The organism is Acetobacter oryzifermentans (genome assembly GCF_001628715.1).
Classification (GTDB): Bacteria; Pseudomonadota; Alphaproteobacteria; order Acetobacterales; family Acetobacteraceae; genus Acetobacter; species Acetobacter oryzifermentans.
In genome coordinates, this window is the sequence record NZ_CP011120.1 from 2,037,782 (window position 1) to 2,053,533 (window position 15,752).

The window sequence follows — 15,752 nt, forward strand, 5'->3', positions numbered from 1 at the left end:
CATGGAATTACGCCCTGTTCTGGATATAGGCGGGCTGCTTGTTTCGTCCTTTGTTGTCCATGCCGGATTGGCTATTGCCACCCTGCTGGCTCTTAACCCGGTTCTATCCAAAGTACGTGCCCGCCGCGTGGTATGGAACCTGCCTCTGGCTGAATTTGGCATTCTTATATGCCTTATCGGCCTTTACACTATTTTGTTGTGAAAGGGCTTTCCGACCGTGTTTGAGCGCGCCCGCCGCGTCCTGCAGTTTATCACAACGGTGACCATTCTTGCCATTGCGGCCGTTGTTTGCTTTGTACTGTGGGATTATTACACAGCCGCCCCCTGGACCCGAAACGGACAAGTGCGTGTACAGGTTGCAGATATTGCCCCTCGTGTTTCAGGCCAGATTATTGCTGTGCGCGTAAGAGATAACCAGTTCGTTCATGCCGGAGATATTCTGTACGAAATTGATCCGTTTGACTTCAAGGTAGCGCTGGCCACAGCAACGGCTGTTGTCAACCAGCGCAAGGCGGATATGGCGCTGAAAGATACGCAGGAGTTTCGGCGTGATAGGCTGACAGATGCTGCGGCCTCCCGCGAAGAAAAACAGGTTTATCAAGCCACGGCAGACATTGCCAAAGCTGCTTATGCGCAGGCATTGGCCAATCTTTCCCAAGCCAAAATCAACCTTGATCGTACGTATGTGCGCAGCACGGTAACAGGTTACGTCAATAACCTCATCATGCGTGTGGGTGATTACGCAACAGCAGGCAAATCCAATATTGAGGTTATTGATGCCTCATCCTACTGGGTGGATGGATATTTTGAGGAAACAAAAATTCGCTCCATTCACGTTGGGGATCGGGTACGCTTGGATCTGATGGGGTATCGGGAGCCTATGTGGGGCCATGTTGTCAGCCTTACGCGCGGCATTGCAACCGCCAACGCAGCCACAGCAACGCAGGGCCTGCCATCGGTCGATCCGGTTTATACATGGGTGCGTCTGGCGCAGCGTATTCCTGTGCGTGTGCAGATAGACAGTATTCCCCCCGGCACCCAGTTGGCTGCTGGCATGACCAGCACGGTGACTGTTGTGGGCAGCAAAGGCAAACGCGCGCATGATACACTCACCGAAGCACTGGATCGTATGCACGATGCCTTAATGGGCGGCACTGGCGGCAGTGGGCTGCGCCATTAAAACAGATAGACGCACCTCTCTGGCACTGGCAAAAAGAAGACATGCTGTATTCTTTTTTTCGTTCAGAACTTTGCGCTGCAATGGCTCTTTGCTTGACGGTTTTTCTGCCCTCTACTGCCTGTGGGGCAGAAAAAACCAGAACCCCGGCACTCAATATTGCAGCGCCCTGTCTGAACAGCCTGCATATCCGCGCCCAAAAAGGCGTAACGCAGCCTGAACCAGCAAATGGCCAATGGCCAGCAGGCCTACAGCTTGCCACCAACTCTGATGGCAGCCTGTCTCTTGCAGGGCAAAACTGTCAGGCAGATACCAATCTTACGCTCACCACCCCCCCCAATATGCCGTTGGTTATTACCAGCACAGGCAGAACAGCCATTCAGGTGGATGACCGTAAAGGCCCTGTTTTTCTGCAGGCTGGCAGCGGAGCCGTAACACTAGGGCGCACTGCGGAACTGAATGTTACTTCTGATTCCACTGGCGCTATCACCATTCCTGTATTGGCTGACTCTGCACGTTTGCGTTCCACACTTTCTGCCCCGTTCATGATCGGGAAGGTGCAAGCTCCTGCTCTGGCGGTTTATATTGGCGGCTCTGCTGCCTTTACGGCCCAGCAAGGCATACTGGAGGCGTTGGAAATCACCTCTAACAGCACGGCAGACGCTGTATTTCACGGTGAAACATCCGTGGCGGCCCTGCATGTTGAAAATGCAGGCAATATTTTAGTGGATAAAGCCACCGGCACCTTAGCCACAGAGCGTGATGGCAAAGGGAAAATTGTTGTAACCTCAACCCAAGGCAACCACTAGCCCGTATTCTGCGCTGTAAATGCGGATCGAGCATGGTCTTTCCATATGAAAGCCCTTAAAACGTCGGTGCACTTTTAACCGATATATCAAGGACTCTCTAAATGTCTGATACCCTGCCCGACCGCCTTTCCGTAAACCCGGAAAGCCCTTTTTATAATGAAGACCTGCTGGCCCGGGGCATTGGCGTGCGCTTTAAAGGCGTAGAAAAAACAAACGTTGAAGAATATTGCATCAGCGAAGGTTGGGTACGTGTGGCCGTGGGCAAAACGGTAGATCGGCGTGGCAACCCCCTTACCATGAAGCTAAGCGGCCCGGTTGAAGTGTGGGTCAAGGACTGACCTGCCCTCCACACATATCCCAAATACAATTAAATACTTTATTAAATTGTAGATGTTTGGGATAGTACACCCACGTCAACGTGAGATTCAGGGAGACTTCCATGACTCAAACAGAAAACTCCACAACACCAGATCTACGCTACACTGTTGTTGTCGTGGGTGGTGGATCTGCTGGCATTGCCGTAGCAGCCCGCCTACTGCGTGAACGGGCCACACTGGATATTGCCATTATAGACCCCGCAACCACCCACGCCTATCAGCCCGGCTGGACACTGGTTGGCGCAGGCGTCATGAAGCTGCGGAGCACGCTGGATCAGGAAGGTGGCGTTATCCCCAAAGGCTGCACCTGGTTGCGTGCTGCGGCGGCATCCTTCCAGCCAGATAATAACATGCTTACGCTGGAAGATGGCCGCACCGTTGCTTACAACCGCCTGATTGTTTGCCCCGGCCTCCAGTTGGATTGGGATAAGATTGAAGGGCTAACAGATACGCTGGGCCGCAATGGCGTGTGCAGTAACTATTCCAAAGATACTGTGGAATATACATGGACATGCATCCAATCCCTTTCCGGTGGCACGGCACTGTTCACCCAGCCGCCCATGCCTATCAAATGCGCTGGCGCGCCACAGAAAATTGCCTATCTGGCATCTGATTACTGGCGCAAGCAAGGCACACTTAACCGCACCAATGTAGATTTCTGCATGACAGGTGATGCGCTGTTTGGCGTGGCTTACTATCGCCCCGGTTTGCAGGAAGCCGTAGATTATTATGGCATTAACGTGCTGTACAAGCATACACTGGTTGCCGTAAACGGGCCGGAACACAAGGCAACCTTTGCTGTTACCGGGCCAGATGGAAAAGTTACAAATGTGGTGAAAGAGTTTGACATGCTGCATGTCACCCCACCACAGAGCGCTCCAGACTTCATCAAAAAAAGTCCGTTGGCGAATGAAGGTGGCTGGTTGGATGTAGACCCCAGCACGCTCCAGCATGCCAAGTATCCTTCCATCTTTGGTATAGGCGATGTTATCGGCACATCCAACGCCAAAACCATGGCCGCTGCGCGTGCGCAAACCCCAGTGGTAACAGCAAACGTTCTGGCATCTCTGGATGGCAAACCGCTAACAGGCAGCTACGATGGATACGGCGCCTGCCCGCTAACAGTTGCTTACGGCAAGATTATTCTGGCGGAATTCCTGTATGGCGGCAAACCTGCCCCCAGCTTCCCTTACGATCAGCGCAAGCCTAGCCGCTTTGCATGGTTCCTTAAGACAACCGTATTCCCACGTGTTTACTGGGATATGATGTTGAAAGGGCGGGATATTGAAATGCCGCACCATCCGGAATGGGTGAAGAAATAAGTTCCGGTCTTTCTGATCCCCCTTTTCAGAAAGCAGACATAAAAAAAAGCCTCCCGATATTTTCGGGAGGCTTTTTTATTACCTCACTCTTATACCTGCTTTTTATCAGGCCTCATCTATCGGCCGCTTGGGTAGTAGGGCTGGCACAAACACAAGTGTTGCCAACAATGTGCACCCTAAAGAAAGCAACAGCAAGCGCCCCATACTTGCTGTGCCCGGATGGTGAGAAAGCGCCAGAGAACCAAAAGCTGTACCCGTTGTCAGGGCAGAAAACAGCACGGCACGTGCAGTGGGCGAAGCCAGCGGATATTTCACACCATCCCGCCAGTTCATGACAAAATAGATATTGAAGGAAACCCCAACCCCTAGCAGCAGGGGCAATGCAATAATGTTTGCAAAGTTTAGGGTTTCAGGCAGCAGCACAATCAAAATAACTGTCATCAAAGCAGAAAGCAGCAACGGTGCCAGCACCAGCGCCATATCCTTAACGCGGCGCAGGGCCAGCATCAGAATAACGGCAATCATAACAATAGCTGCGCCTGCGGCCTGTTCAAACGCCTTCACAATAGAACGTGCGCTTTCCACAATATCAACCGCTGTGCCAGCCATTTGTGGCTCTACTTTCTGGAGAGAACCCACAAATTTACGCAGCGCGCCAGAATTGGACATCACTCCCTTAGGATGCACTTCCACCAAGGCACGGCCATCTGGCAGCAAGTAATCATCTGCAATTTCAGCAGGCACATCCTTGATGCTTACAGGCGTTGCCTGAAGCATGGTGCGCAACTGATCCAGCTCTGTCGGCAAAAAGCGCACCAATGCGGTGTTAGCAGCCTGCACTGTGGCATCTGGAGCTTCTGCCAGCTTGGCCAGAGCAGCCTGAATACGGCGTAACGGATCTTGAGCAGGCAGTTTATCCAGCACAGCAGCCAAAGCAACAGACGTATCATGTGCTGATTTACGCAGATCATCCGCTGTGGGAGCAGCTTTAGGCTGTGGCACAATAAGAGTTGGTAACAGAATAGAAGCCGCATCCTGAATAAGAGCCAGTTTCTGCTGCTGTTGGGTTGGCACAAAGGAGCCCAACCACATCACATCATTCACATCTGGCATATTAGACAAGCGTGTTGTTTCTTTTTCTGCATCAGCAAGGGAATGCACCAGCAATTCTGCACTATAAGGAGATGTCTGCGGGTTGTTGATCAGCAGTTTAAGGGCGCGCATCCCTTCCGAGTTCGGATTTTTGGTATGCAGCGGGTCACCATCAAACTGTAGGCTGGGTACTAGCGCCAAGCCCACCAAAGCCACCAGTGCAAAAAAGCCCAAAAGCAGCTTGCGCATATGGCGGATTTTAATGTCCACCGGCTTCATGAACGCATAGCCCATGCTTGGACAGTTGAGCGGCGGATGGCAGATTTTTAGCAGTGAAGGCAAAAGCGTGGTGGTGCAGATAAACGCAACCAACATGCCAATACCAGCAATAAGACCAAGCTGCGCAACACCCAGAAAAGCTGTGGGCGTAAAGGCCAGAAACCCTGCGGATGTTGCCAAGGCAGCTACAAGAATCTGATGCCCGGTTTCTTCACCCGTAAGGCGCAGCGCTTCAAACATGCCTTCTTCGCCCGTGTGTGTGGGTGTTTGAGCCCGAAAGCGCACAGAAAACTGAATGGCAAAGTCCACCGCAATGCCAACAAACAGAATAGCAAATGCCACGGAAATCAGGTTAAGCGTACCAACAGCTACAGCGGCAAATCCGGTGGTAAGCAACAAGCCCACAACAAGTGTGACCACAATAGGCAGCACCACACGCCATGTTCTAACAGCAAGCGTAAGCCACAAGGTAACAAGCGCTAGAGACCCCAGAAGCCCTGCCACCATGCCTTCTGCCACGGTTGCAAACTCTTCATCATCTAGCTGCACCTGCCCGGTTAGATAAACCTTGGCGTGCCCATTTTTAACAAATTCCAGAGAACTGATAGCCTGCCGCATGGCATCTGCGGAGGCACCACCCGGCTGAAAAGACCCATAATCCAATATCGGTTTGGTGATAACGAACTGATAATTTCCAGCCAGATCAGAAAGTTTGCCGCCCAAAAGCTGCTGCCATGACATAGCCTCGGCATGCCCTGCCACGGCTTGTTCCAGCGTATTGGCAAAACCGGACAAAGGCGCCTGAAAGCCAGACAGATTGGCCTGATCCTGCTTTACGCCCTCTGCCATAAGGGAAAGAGCACCAAACAGCCCTCGTGCTGAAGGATCTTGCGATAACGCCGCCAGAAATGGCTGCGCCGCAATTGTATCATTCAGCACCTGAGAAAGCGGCTGCGGCTCCAGAAACATCAAGCCGTTGCGTAGCAGATACGGGTTGGCATCTGGCCTATGCGCAAAGGAAAAGTGTTTATGATCGGCACTTATCTTGGCGGCCAGCTCCCGCGCGGTTTCCTGTCCTTCTTCAGGCATTTTAGCCTGAATGACAGCTACCAGAAGGTTTTCCTTCTGGGGGAATAAGCGCCCCATTTCATCGGAACGCTGCTTCCACTCTAAACGAGGAGAAAGCATTTTGCTGGTATCTGTCGTTACTCCCAGACGGGTCATGCCAGCGTAAACGCCTGCCCCCGAAAGCACGAGAAACAACGCCACAACAGCCCAGGCATGGCGGGCGCAAAACGCAATGAAACGACCTATGGGTGCAAACAGCATGATGAACGACAGGATCCCAAAATAATCACAGCCCCAGCAGAAGGGGCTGTCATGGTTTGCCCAACCCCCCAGCCAGAAGCAAGTGATGATGTAAGCAGGGCTCTGTTTTCCTTTTTACAGACCCGTGCGGGAAAAGGGCATTTTACGCAGGCGCTCGGCATAAAGGCGCCATGTATGCTCAAGCCATTGCCACAATATAAGAGAGGGCAAACCCCAAGCAATTTCACGCAAACGTTTGATAAGAGAAAGCGCGATGGCAACTGCAGGCGGCATGCCAAAAAGGCTACCAACCATAATGTAGCCCCCTTCTGACACACCAAGGGCCCCGGGTACGGCAAACCCGGCTGATTTAGCTGCTTCTCCCACACCTTCGATCACAAATCCGGTAGCAAGAGAGCACCCATGCCCCATGAAGTGCAGAATCAGCCACACCTCAACGGCCCCCAAAGCCCACGCACAAAACTGCAATATCAGACCACTAACCGCATTGCGGCCTGATTTATACAGCGCGAGCACTTCCTTATTAAGGCCGCGAATACCATCAACACCGCTCCACCCCAGATGAGCAGCTATGCGGATAAGCAATTTTTCTATGAAAGCCACGGCCCCAAGCCACTGGCTGATAAATACGCCGCCGCCAATAGCCAAAAGCACCAATGCGCTTTCCAGCAATCGGTCTGTAACGGCGGAGCGCTTGACCAAGAACAGCAACATGACCAAGCCACTGAGGGTAAACACCACTTGGCTGAGCAACTCTATTGTCAGATCACAAATTGTCGCGGCAGCCGCATGTTTTAGGCCCAAGCCACGCCGTGCGAGCAAGCGGGAGGACATCACCTCCCCACCAACCTGTGCAACTGGGAGAAGGTTATTTATGCCCTCTCGCACACAGCGGAGCATGAAATAGGCTCTTAATGGCAGAACCGGGCCAAAAGTCTGGCCCGCAATAGTGCGCCAAGCGGAAGCAGAAAGAAAAACCTGTACGCTATGAAAAGCAATAACAGCTAAAATGCCCCAACCGCCTGTCATAACAAGAGAAAAAATGGAGGACACCCCAAACTGGGCCAGCATCCATACGGTCAACCCCAAACCGAAAATCCCGGCAATGAGAGTGACCCGCTTCATGCTCCCTCCATCCTTTTTCTGGCTTGGCTTTTACACTTTCGGTTGGTGCAGCCTAACACACCTCATTTATTCAGCCTTTGATCTGGCGCAGCAAGGCCAGAGATTCCACACACGCCGCAGCGGCTTCGCGCCCTTTGTTATGGATATCATCCGCAGAACGTACCTGCGCCTGCTCTTCTGTATAAGTTGTCAGCACACCAAAGGCGATAGGCGTTTCTGTGGCCAAAGATGCCTGAAGAATACCCATTGTGGCGCCCAGGCTAATAAATTCAAAATGCGCTGTATCCCCTTTTACCACGCACCCAAGGCAGATAACGCCTTCATAGTTGCCTGTTTTGGCGAGTGTCTGTGCCAGAAGTGGCATTTCAAAGGCACCGGGCGCAGCAAATACATCACCATCTTTCACGGCAATGTTATGTTCTGCCAGCCAAGCCACTGCGCCATCACGCAGGCCACCTGTCACAGTTTCATTAAATCGGCTGACAATAATAGCCAAACGCGGCGCAGGAGAAAGCGCCTTGAGATCCGGCAAGGAAACGGGGGAACGTGTACCCATCAGTTAAACACCTTTAATAACTCACTTATGTAAAAATCAGACAACCGCATCCGGTTCGGCATCAACGGCAATAAACTGCCCAAGATGATGCCCCATGCGCCGGCGTTTGGCTTCCAGATAGGCACGATTATGCGCGGTAGGTGGAATTTCCAGCCCAATCCGGCGGCGCACCATAAACCCGCGTGCTTCCAGTGCGCGCACTTTATCTGGGTTGTTCGTCAGCAAATCCAATTCGCCCATGCCAAGGCTGCGCAATACGCCAGAGGCTGCGCGCCAATCTCTGGCATCTGTTGCAAAACCAAGCCGATGGTTGGCATCCACCGTATCTAGCCCGGCATCCTGTAGTTCATAGGCCCGGATTTTGTTGACCAACCCGATACCACGCCCTTCGTGCCCGCGCACATAGACCAGCACGCCACATTCCGCCTGCCCTATGGCCCGCAACGCTGCATGCAACTGTGCCCCACAATCGCACCGCAGGGAGCCAAGAGCATCACCTGTCACGCACTCAGAATGCAAACGCACCAGCGGCACAGCACCGCTGCGGCGCACATCCCCTTTTACCAAGGCAACATGCTCCACGCCGTTTTCATCCTGAAAAGCATGGATGATCAAATCGTCCCCACCGTAAGCACTGGGTAAGGATGCCTGCGCCAGATCTGGCACCGCAGGCTCTGGCGCAGTTTCCGGATTTGCTTCGGCGGCCTGCGCAGCCAAGGATGACAAACCGTGTGCTTTAATCCACGTTACCAGCTCTGCAATAGAGACAATCGGCAGATCATGCTGGCGGGCAAACACTTCTAACTGAGGACGGCGCGCCATGGTGCCATCTTCATTCAGAATTTCACAGATAACGGCAGCTGGCTTTAACCCGGCCAAACGCAGCAGATCTATTGATCCCTCGGTATGCCCAATACGTTCCAGCACCCCACCTGGGGCGGCCCGCAGTGGAAAGATATGGCCCGGTGTGGCGATATCTGCTGGCGTTGCGTTTTCTGATGCCGCGACACGCACAGTATGCGCCCTGTCTGGCGCAGAAATGCCGGTGCTAACGCCTTCCTTCGCCTCAATAGAGACCGTAAACGCCGTGCCGTACTGAGCGGTATTGTCGCTTTGCCGCACCATCATGGCCAGACCGAGGCGATCCACCTGTTTTGGCGTAAGTGGCAGGCACACAAGGCCACGCGCATGGGTGATCATGAAGTTCATGGCTTCTGGCGTCATAAACTCAGCGGCCATGACCAGATCGCCTTCGTTTTCACGATCTTCATCATCCACCATAATGACCATCCGGCCAGCACGCACGGCTTCAACCGCCTGCAAAAGCCTTGCCGATGCCTTAGCTGCCACAGGAGCTGCTGTTTTTACTTGGTCCGGCATTGTGCCTCCACGTATTTGGCAATGATATCCACTTCCACATTCACGGCATCACCCACCTTCAATGTGCCGAGCGTGGTGTGCTCCCATGTGTGCGGAATAATCATCAGTTCGATGGGAAAGGTCTCGCCATTTGGCTCACCCACTTCGTTCAACGTCAGGCTAATGCCCGCAAGTGCCACAGACCCTTTAGCCACCATGTAGCGCCGTAGCTGGGCTGGCACTTCAAACACCACGCGCCGCGCATCGCCAAACTGCGTACATTCTGTAAACCGCGCCACGGCATCCACATGGCCTTGCACAATATGGCCAGAAAGACGTGTAGCGGGGGTAACGGCACGTTCCAGATTGATCTGGTGCCCGACTTTAAGCGCGCCCAACGTGGTGCAATCCAGTGTCTCGCTGCTTACAAAAAAGCGAACAAGGCCAGTTGTCGAAGGCGCGACTGCCGTTAAACACACACCATTTACGGCTATACTTTCACCCTCCGCCACATCATGCAGCCCGGTTTCCACTTCCAGCATAAGAGACTGGGGGCTGTGCTCCGCCTTAACCACATGACCGAGAGATTCTATGATACCGGAAAACATACCTGCTCCTGCGCACACCGCATCCATTCAGGAAACAAAGAAAGAGGTGTGACATCATGTTGAGTTGAAACAGCAAGATGATCCTGCCCTGAAGCATCCTGAAGGATGGTCAGCCAATCATCCCACAAATTATGGGTTTTAAGGGCCTCCAGCAGAGTTGGCCCGGCTTCTACCAGCACCCACAGCGCATCACTTTGCGCCAGAATATATGGCAGTTGTGCAATATCAGGGCAGAAGCTTACATCGAACGCGGCTGAAACACTGGCCAGCCACTCAGCCGGAGCATGTTTTTCCTGGCCACATACCACCAACAGGCGGCGGCGTTCAGGGTGATCTTCAACATGCCGAACAGTTAGCGTGGGCCTATCAGCCAGCACGGTGCCTGTGCCTGTTACAATACCATCTGTTACGCGCCGCAAAGCATGTGCCAGACGGAGGGATGCAGGGGTTGTAAAGGTTTTTTGCCCTTGGGGTGGCACCATGGACCCTTTGCTATCCAGCGCCTGTTTAACGGTTATCCAAGGCCGCCCATGTGTCATGCGCCAAGCAAATGGTGCCAGCAACGCACGGCAACGTGCATATGTGCCCGCAGCATTCATGCACTGCCACAAGCGGTTAACCGTAATACCTTCATGCTCCAAACGTGCGGCACCCCCGCCCTGCACGTGTGGATTAGGATCTGCACAGCCAATCCAGACAGTTTTTACTGGGGTAGAAAGCAGTGCTTCCGTACATGGGGGGGTGCGACCGGTATGATTACAAGGCTCCAGCGTGACAACAGCGGTATCAATCCGCTCCACCAACCCAAGAGCACGCGCCTGCTCTACAGCCAGTCTTTCTGCATGTGCGGTGCCTGCCTGATGATGTGCGGCCACAACCAACACATCTCCTTGCGCATCCAATAACACACACCCTACTGGCGGGTTGGGGGCTGTGCGCCCTACAAAACTCCACGCCTCAGCCACGGCGAGATGAAACGCCGCACCAATGCGTTCTGGCATGATCTGTCGGGAAATCTGTGAAAAGCTGTTCACCCTGTTTCTGCCCGCGTTCTCATAAACCAGACGGACTCAGGGCGTAAGATAGCCTTGCACGCACGTCATTCTGAACGAATCACGATCACGCACCAGTCTTTCTGTTCTCTTCCATCCGGACTATCACCGTCGGCCCCGGAATTGCACCGGATCTGCTGACCCCGCCAGAAGCGAGCGCTCGCGGGCTTACAACGCTTTGCGCTGCTTACCGCCGGTAGGGATTTGCACCCTGCCCTGAGAACATCACACCCACAACATGCGAGTGATAACAAGTATGATGGCCCTGCATTTTCTCTTATGCAAGAGCAAATGCCTTCACAGTTTGTTAAAAACCGCCTCTACCTTGCCCAAATGTTTCGGGAAAGTTATGATGCCGCCATATCTATCTAAACTAGGTAAAAGGAACTTATTGCTCCTTAAACCCGGTCATTCTGATAGCAATCTATGGCAGGTTTTTATGGCATATCCACAGGCACGTGCGTTTTGCATCATACGCAGGCAGACGAAACAACTTTAACCTGTATGCCCTTCATATCAGATCTGCACCACAGATTCCGCATGCCGTTTTTGGCTATGCGTTGCCTTTCCTTACAGCCACAGCGGAATACGGAGCACTATCTGCCCCTGTTTCTGCCAGCCAACATGGATTTACCATGAGCATACCCGACCAGAAGCAAACATCTGCTTCTTCTACACCACCCTATTCTGGCCTGGCTGGCTGGATTAACAGACGCCTTCCGGTCATTTCTGCCTTTCGGGCTGAATATGTTGATTTCCGTGTGCCGCGCAATCTGAATGGCTGGTGGAATTTTGGGGCCATTCTTACGCTTGTTCTGGGGCTGATGCTGGCCAGTGGCATTTTTCTTGCCATGAACTATACCCCCACAGATGCAGGGGCTTTTCTTTCTGTTGAAGCTATAGAACGCCAGCTTTCTGGCGGATGGCTTTTACGTGCCATGCATATGACAGGCGCAAACCTGTTTCTGGCTGCTTTGTATTTGCATCTGTTCCGTGGGCTTTATTATGGATCTTACAAAGCCCCGCGTGAACTGCTGTGGTTAACCGGCCTTGTACTGATGCTGATGGTTATGGCCACCGCTTTTGCAGGCTATCTGCTGCCGTGGGGCCAAATGTCCTACTGGGGCGCAGATGTAATTACCAAGGCCGTTGGCGCCATACCGGGTATTGGCCCAACGCTAGAACACATCATGACAGGCAGCGACCATCTAGGAGACATCTTCCTCCATCGTTTTTTTGTGCTGCATTTTGTTTTGGCATTTCTGATTGTTGGGGTTGTAGGCATACACGTAGCGGCTGTGCACGTTTCTGGATCCAACAACCCAACTGGGGTTGAGCCACGCACCCCCAAAGATACGGTGCCGTTTTACCCATACTATATCAGCAAAGATCTGGTTGGCCTTATTCTGTTTGCCATGGTGTTTGCGGCCCTGATGTTCTTCTGGCCCAATATGCTGATTGAACCAGACAACTACACCCCGGCCGACCCTATGCACACGCCTGCGGACATTGAGCCTGAATGGTATTTCCTGCCGTTTTACGGGCTGCTGCAATCTGTGCCATCCAAATTTGGCGGGCTGGTTGCGGCCGCTGGTTCTCTGCTGGTTTTGTTTGCTTTACCGTGGCTTGACCGCTCCCCCGTGCGCTCCATGCGTTTCCGCCCCCTGTGCCGTATTGGGCTGTTGGGCGTTGTATGTGCATTTATTGTGCTGGCAGATGCGGGCAAACACCACGCACAAGGTGGCTGGCTGATTGCCGCCCGTTTGGCCGGGCTTTACTATTTTGGGTATTTTCTTGTGTTCCTTCCCCTTGTGTCCCGCACGGAAAAAACGCGCCCTCTCCCTTCCTCCATTGCTGCATCACAGGGAGACGCCTAATGCGTAAGCATGTTTTTGCAGGCTCCTTACTGGCAGCATTTACGCTTGCAACGCCCACACTGGCCAACACATCGGATAATAAAGCCCCGCCTCATCAGAAATGGAGCTTTGAGGGTGCCACCGGCACCTATGATAAAGCCAGCCTGCAACGCGGCTTTCTGGTGTATGATCATGTGTGCGCCAGTTGCCACGGCATGCGCAGTCTGACATATCGAGATCTGGAAGGCATTGGGCTAAGTGATCAGGCAATTACAGACCTTGCCCATAGCAAGCAGATTCCCGGCCCGGTTGGCATCTCCGGCATGCCCACAATGCGCCCCGGCTTGCCGGATGATCACTTCCGGTCCCCCTTCCCCAATGATGCAGCGGCAGCCGCTGTTATGGGTGGGGTTGCGCCTCCAGATCAATCTCGCTTGGCTGCTGTGCACCCTGGTGGCGCAGACTGGCTTTACGCCTTTCTGACAGGCTACCGCATGCCCCCGCCCGCTGATGCCCCTATTGTGCCGGGCAAATTCTATAATGATTGGGCAGAAGGCCATATGATTGGTATGCCACCGCCGTTGATGAACGGTGCCATTCAATACCCTGATGGCACACCGGCAACTGTGGAGCAGCAAGCCAAAGATATCACCACTTTCTTGGTCTGGGCCGCAGATCCGCACCGTAATGAGCGCCACCATATTGGCAAAGGGGTTCTGGCTTATCTGGCTGTTCTGCTTGTTCTGGCTATCGCATGGAAGCGGAAAATCTGGAAAAACCTGAAATCGCACGGATAAACGGAAAGCACGAACAGCATGACACGCGAAACCGAAGAAACCGCAGCAACAGAACAAGCCCCCGGACGCCGTGACTTTTTGGGAATTGTAACCACGGCTGGCACAGTGACAGGCTTGGCAGCCTGTGCTGTTCCGTTTGTGCAAAGCCTGAAGCCGCAAGACAGCGCATCCGCCCATCTGCCTGTGGATGTTGATATTTCCAAACTTACCCCCGGCCAACAGATGACAGTTGTGTGGCAGGGCAAGCCTGTGTTCATCATGCGCCGCACACCAGAAGAAATTGCTGCACTGCAAGACCACGCGCTGGCCGAAAAACTACGGGATGCAGAGTCTGCTGCAAACCAGCAGCCCGCTTACGCCCGCAACTGGCATCGCTCTCTTGTGCCAGAATATGGTGTTTACGTGGGTATTTGCACGCATTTGGGCTGCGTACCGGGCCTTAACCAACCTACAGGCAACACGGCTGATACATGTGGCGGCTATGGCTGCCCCTGCCACGGGTCAAAATTTGATCTGGCAGGCCGCGTTTATAAAGGCGCACCGGCTCCGTATAATTTGCCTGTGCCGCCTTATTCCATGCCCTCACCAACCAGTATCCGGCTGGGAGAAAACCCCAAGGGGCAAAATTTCGATTTCTCAACAATCGAACAGATCTAAACACCTACTACAAACGCCGCACTCACCCTGCGGCGTTTTTTATATCTGCGTAGTAGGCTCACCTCACTCTTGGAGTGTGAGATGAATTGCCAAAATGCACTCTTATCGAGAGAATGGAAAACCGCCAATCTAAATTGTGTTTTTCAACCATCTTGATTGCAAGGGTATAAATAAATGTCTGATATTGTGGTGGTTTATCATTCTGGGTTTGGCCACACGCGCAGAGTAGCAGAATACGTTGCCAAAGGTGCTAACGCTGCAATTCTGGAAATTGATCAAAATGGTGATCTGCCAGAAAACGGCTGGGAAGCTTTAAACAAAGCCAAAACCATTGTGTTTGGTTCCCCCACCTATATGGGCAATGCCAGTTGGCAGTTTAAGAAATTTGCAGATGCTACATCCCGCATCTGGTTCAATCGTGGGTGGCAGAACAAACTGTTTGCCGGATTTACAAACAGCGCCAGCCCGGTGGGGGATAAAGGATGCACTATGGCATGGTTTCAGGTTCTGGCGGCGCAGCACGGTGGCATCTGGATCAGCCTAGACCTGCTGCCTTCCAACACAAAAGCCGCTACAAAAGCCGATATCAACGTGCTGGGTGGTGCCGCCGGCCTGCTGGTGCAAAGCCCATCTGATGCTAGTGTAGATGAAATTCCGAGCGGTGATCTGGATACAGCCACCACTTACGGCACACGCATTGCCGAGGTAACTGCGCGCTTTAGATAACAAGCATTTAGCCAGCATGTTTCCTGCCCCCGAATAGCAGACATGCTGGCTATACCTTTTTCAGCCAGCCCCTCAAACGCTAAAATACCCCCAGTATCTACCGCAAACGGGGACGTAATGGCTGTTTCTTGGGGGGATTTTCAGGCTATCATCCAGCTTTCTGCGGGGCTGAATGTTGCTATTCTCAGCTTTGTGGATATCAGCATCCCTGCCATTAAGGAACGCCGCCGTGTGTTTTCCAAAGCACGGCAGGAGTTGGAAATCTACCGCAAGAACCCACACAAAGTAACAACAGAAGATAAAGCAGCCCATGCAGGCGCGGTGGGTGAAATAGACCGCCAGCTTTTTGACCTATGGCGTGAGACATCAGAGTTTGAAACCGTGGAAGATTCCATGATTAAAACAACGGGTGTTTTTGGCTTTATTGGTGCAATCGTGAGCATAAGCTTGTTGTGGTATTCTGGCCTGCATTACGATGATCCAATGCGAACATCTGGAGAGTTGCTAACGTTACTTTCCTTCCTCTCCTTGGCTGCGGCGTTTTTCATTAACTTTCTTACTGCGTTCAAGGCCGCTCATTATACAAAACGCTGCAATGACCTGCGCCAACAAATGCGGCAAAAATTATAAC

The 15,752-nt window shown here is 52.8% G+C and carries 16 protein-coding genes and 1 riboswitch; of the genes, 10 read left to right on the plus strand and 6 right to left on the minus strand.

Annotated elements, in window-relative coordinates:
• Position 1 precedes the first annotated feature (1 nt).
• The 5 genes from WG31_RS09660 (at position 2) to WG31_RS09680 (ending at position 3,685) form a co-directional block, all read left to right on the plus strand.
• The gene (locus WG31_RS09660) at positions 2-202 is read left to right on the plus strand and encodes a DUF1656 domain-containing protein (RefSeq protein ID WP_003624554.1); all 201 of its coding nucleotides are present in this window, start codon (positions 2-4) and stop codon (positions 200-202) included.
• 15 nt (positions 203-217) lie between these two features.
• Positions 218-1,180, plus strand: coding sequence for an efflux RND transporter periplasmic adaptor subunit (locus WG31_RS09665; protein ID WP_006116409.1), 963 nt, complete (start codon positions 218-220; stop codon positions 1,178-1,180).
• Between the two features lie 41 nt (positions 1,181-1,221).
• Positions 1,222-1,986, plus strand: a complete 765-nt coding sequence (locus WG31_RS09670; RefSeq protein WP_063354394.1) for a hypothetical protein — start codon at positions 1,222-1,224, stop codon at positions 1,984-1,986.
• A gap of 101 nt (positions 1,987-2,087) precedes the next feature.
• Positions 2,088-2,324 (plus strand): DUF3297 family protein, encoded by a 237-nt coding sequence (locus tag WG31_RS09675; RefSeq protein ID WP_003624557.1) that lies wholly within the window; start codon positions 2,088-2,090, stop codon positions 2,322-2,324.
• Between the two features lie 101 nt (positions 2,325-2,425).
• Complete coding sequence (locus WG31_RS09680; protein WP_063354395.1) at positions 2,426-3,685, plus strand: NAD(P)/FAD-dependent oxidoreductase; 1,260 nt, start codon at positions 2,426-2,428, stop codon at positions 3,683-3,685.
• A gap of 105 nt (positions 3,686-3,790) precedes the next feature.
• Here the strand turns inward: WG31_RS09680 and WG31_RS09685 are convergent, their stop codons facing one another.
• From WG31_RS09685 to ribD, 6 genes are all read right to left on the minus strand, one after another.
• Positions 3,791-6,385, minus strand: coding sequence for an MMPL family transporter (locus WG31_RS09685; protein ID WP_063354396.1), 2,595 nt, complete (start codon positions 6,383-6,385; stop codon positions 3,791-3,793).
• Between the two features lie 114 nt (positions 6,386-6,499).
• A complete protein-coding gene (locus WG31_RS09690) occupies positions 6,500-7,510 on the minus strand; it encodes a lysylphosphatidylglycerol synthase domain-containing protein (protein WP_063354397.1) in 1,011 nt (336 codons plus the stop codon).
• Between the two features lie 70 nt (positions 7,511-7,580).
• Complete coding sequence (gene ribH / locus WG31_RS09695; RefSeq protein WP_006116404.1) at positions 7,581-8,066, minus strand: 6,7-dimethyl-8-ribityllumazine synthase; 486 nt, start codon at positions 8,064-8,066, stop codon at positions 7,581-7,583.
• Positions 8,067-8,102: 36 nt separating this feature from the next.
• Complete coding sequence (gene ribB / locus WG31_RS09700; RefSeq protein WP_082823239.1) at positions 8,103-9,416, minus strand: 3,4-dihydroxy-2-butanone-4-phosphate synthase; 1,314 nt, start codon at positions 9,414-9,416, stop codon at positions 8,103-8,105.
• Positions 9,417-9,430: 14 nt separating this feature from the next.
• Positions 9,431-10,033 (minus strand): riboflavin synthase, encoded by a 603-nt coding sequence (locus WG31_RS09705; protein WP_063354399.1) that lies wholly within the window; start codon positions 10,031-10,033, stop codon positions 9,431-9,433.
• On the minus strand, positions 10,015-11,067 hold the full coding sequence (gene ribD / locus WG31_RS09710) for a bifunctional diaminohydroxyphosphoribosylaminopyrimidine deaminase/5-amino-6-(5-phosphoribosylamino)uracil reductase RibD (RefSeq protein WP_082823186.1): 1,053 nt from the start codon (positions 11,065-11,067) through the stop codon (positions 10,015-10,017). The genes WG31_RS09705 and ribD overlap by 19 nt, the downstream gene beginning before the upstream one ends.
• Positions 11,068-11,166: 99 nt before the next feature.
• A riboswitch (FMN riboswitch) is annotated at positions 11,167-11,313 on the minus strand.
• A gap of 230 nt (positions 11,314-11,543) precedes the next feature.
• Here ribD and WG31_RS09715 point away from each other — a divergent pair.
• The 5 genes from WG31_RS09715 (at position 11,544) to WG31_RS09735 (ending at position 15,751) form a co-directional block, all read left to right on the plus strand.
• A complete protein-coding gene (locus WG31_RS09715; RefSeq protein WP_006116400.1) occupies positions 11,544-12,962 on the plus strand; it encodes a cytochrome b in 1,419 nt (472 codons plus the stop codon).
• Positions 12,962-13,738, plus strand: coding sequence for a cytochrome c1 (locus WG31_RS09720; RefSeq protein ID WP_006116399.1), 777 nt, complete (start codon positions 12,962-12,964; stop codon positions 13,736-13,738). The genes WG31_RS09715 and WG31_RS09720 overlap by 1 nt, the downstream gene beginning before the upstream one ends.
• Positions 13,739-13,756: 18 nt before the next feature.
• Positions 13,757-14,395: a ubiquinol-cytochrome c reductase iron-sulfur subunit gene (gene petA / locus WG31_RS09725; protein WP_006116398.1), complete on the plus strand. Its 639-nt coding sequence runs from the start codon at positions 13,757-13,759 to the stop codon at positions 14,393-14,395.
• 174 nt (positions 14,396-14,569) lie between these two features.
• Positions 14,570-15,121: a flavodoxin family protein gene (locus WG31_RS09730; RefSeq protein WP_006116397.1), complete on the plus strand. Its 552-nt coding sequence runs from the start codon at positions 14,570-14,572 to the stop codon at positions 15,119-15,121.
• A gap of 42 nt (positions 15,122-15,163) precedes the next feature.
• Positions 15,164-15,751 (plus strand): hypothetical protein, encoded by a 588-nt coding sequence (locus tag WG31_RS09735; RefSeq protein ID WP_209439342.1) that lies wholly within the window; start codon positions 15,164-15,166, stop codon positions 15,749-15,751.
• Position 15,752: the final 1 nt, after the last annotated feature.

What these genes read in the sequence shown, in the direction of transcription:
- WG31_RS09705 (WP_063354399.1), bottom strand. Translation starts at nt 10,033, where the DNA reads ATGTTTTCCGGTATCATAGAATCTCTCGGTCATGTGGTTAAGGCGGAG.
- ribH (WP_006116404.1), bottom strand. Translation starts at nt 8,066, where the DNA reads ATGGGTACACGTTCCCCCGTTTCCTTGCCGGATCTCAAGGCGCTTTCT.
- WG31_RS09685 (WP_063354396.1), bottom strand. Translation starts at nt 6,385, where the DNA reads ATGCTGTTTGCACCCATAGGTCGTTTCATTGCGTTTTGCGCCCGCCAT.
- WG31_RS09680 (WP_063354395.1), top strand. Translation starts at nt 2,426, where the DNA reads ATGACTCAAACAGAAAACTCCACAACACCAGATCTACGCTACACTGTT.
- WG31_RS09690 (WP_063354397.1), bottom strand. Translation starts at nt 7,510, where the DNA reads ATGAAGCGGGTCACTCTCATTGCCGGGATTTTCGGTTTGGGGTTGACC.
- WG31_RS09735 (WP_209439342.1), top strand. Translation starts at nt 15,164, where the DNA reads ATGCTGGCTATACCTTTTTCAGCCAGCCCCTCAAACGCTAAAATACCC.
- WG31_RS09670 (WP_063354394.1), top strand. Translation starts at nt 1,222, where the DNA reads ATGCTGTATTCTTTTTTTCGTTCAGAACTTTGCGCTGCAATGGCTCTT.
- WG31_RS09730 (WP_006116397.1), top strand. Translation starts at nt 14,570, where the DNA reads ATGTCTGATATTGTGGTGGTTTATCATTCTGGGTTTGGCCACACGCGC.
- WG31_RS09660 (WP_003624554.1), top strand. Translation starts at nt 2, where the DNA reads ATGGAATTACGCCCTGTTCTGGATATAGGCGGGCTGCTTGTTTCGTCC.
- WG31_RS09720 (WP_006116399.1), top strand. Translation starts at nt 12,962, where the DNA reads ATGCGTAAGCATGTTTTTGCAGGCTCCTTACTGGCAGCATTTACGCTT.
- WG31_RS09675 (WP_003624557.1), top strand. Translation starts at nt 2,088, where the DNA reads ATGTCTGATACCCTGCCCGACCGCCTTTCCGTAAACCCGGAAAGCCCT.
- petA (WP_006116398.1), top strand. Translation starts at nt 13,757, where the DNA reads ATGACACGCGAAACCGAAGAAACCGCAGCAACAGAACAAGCCCCCGGA.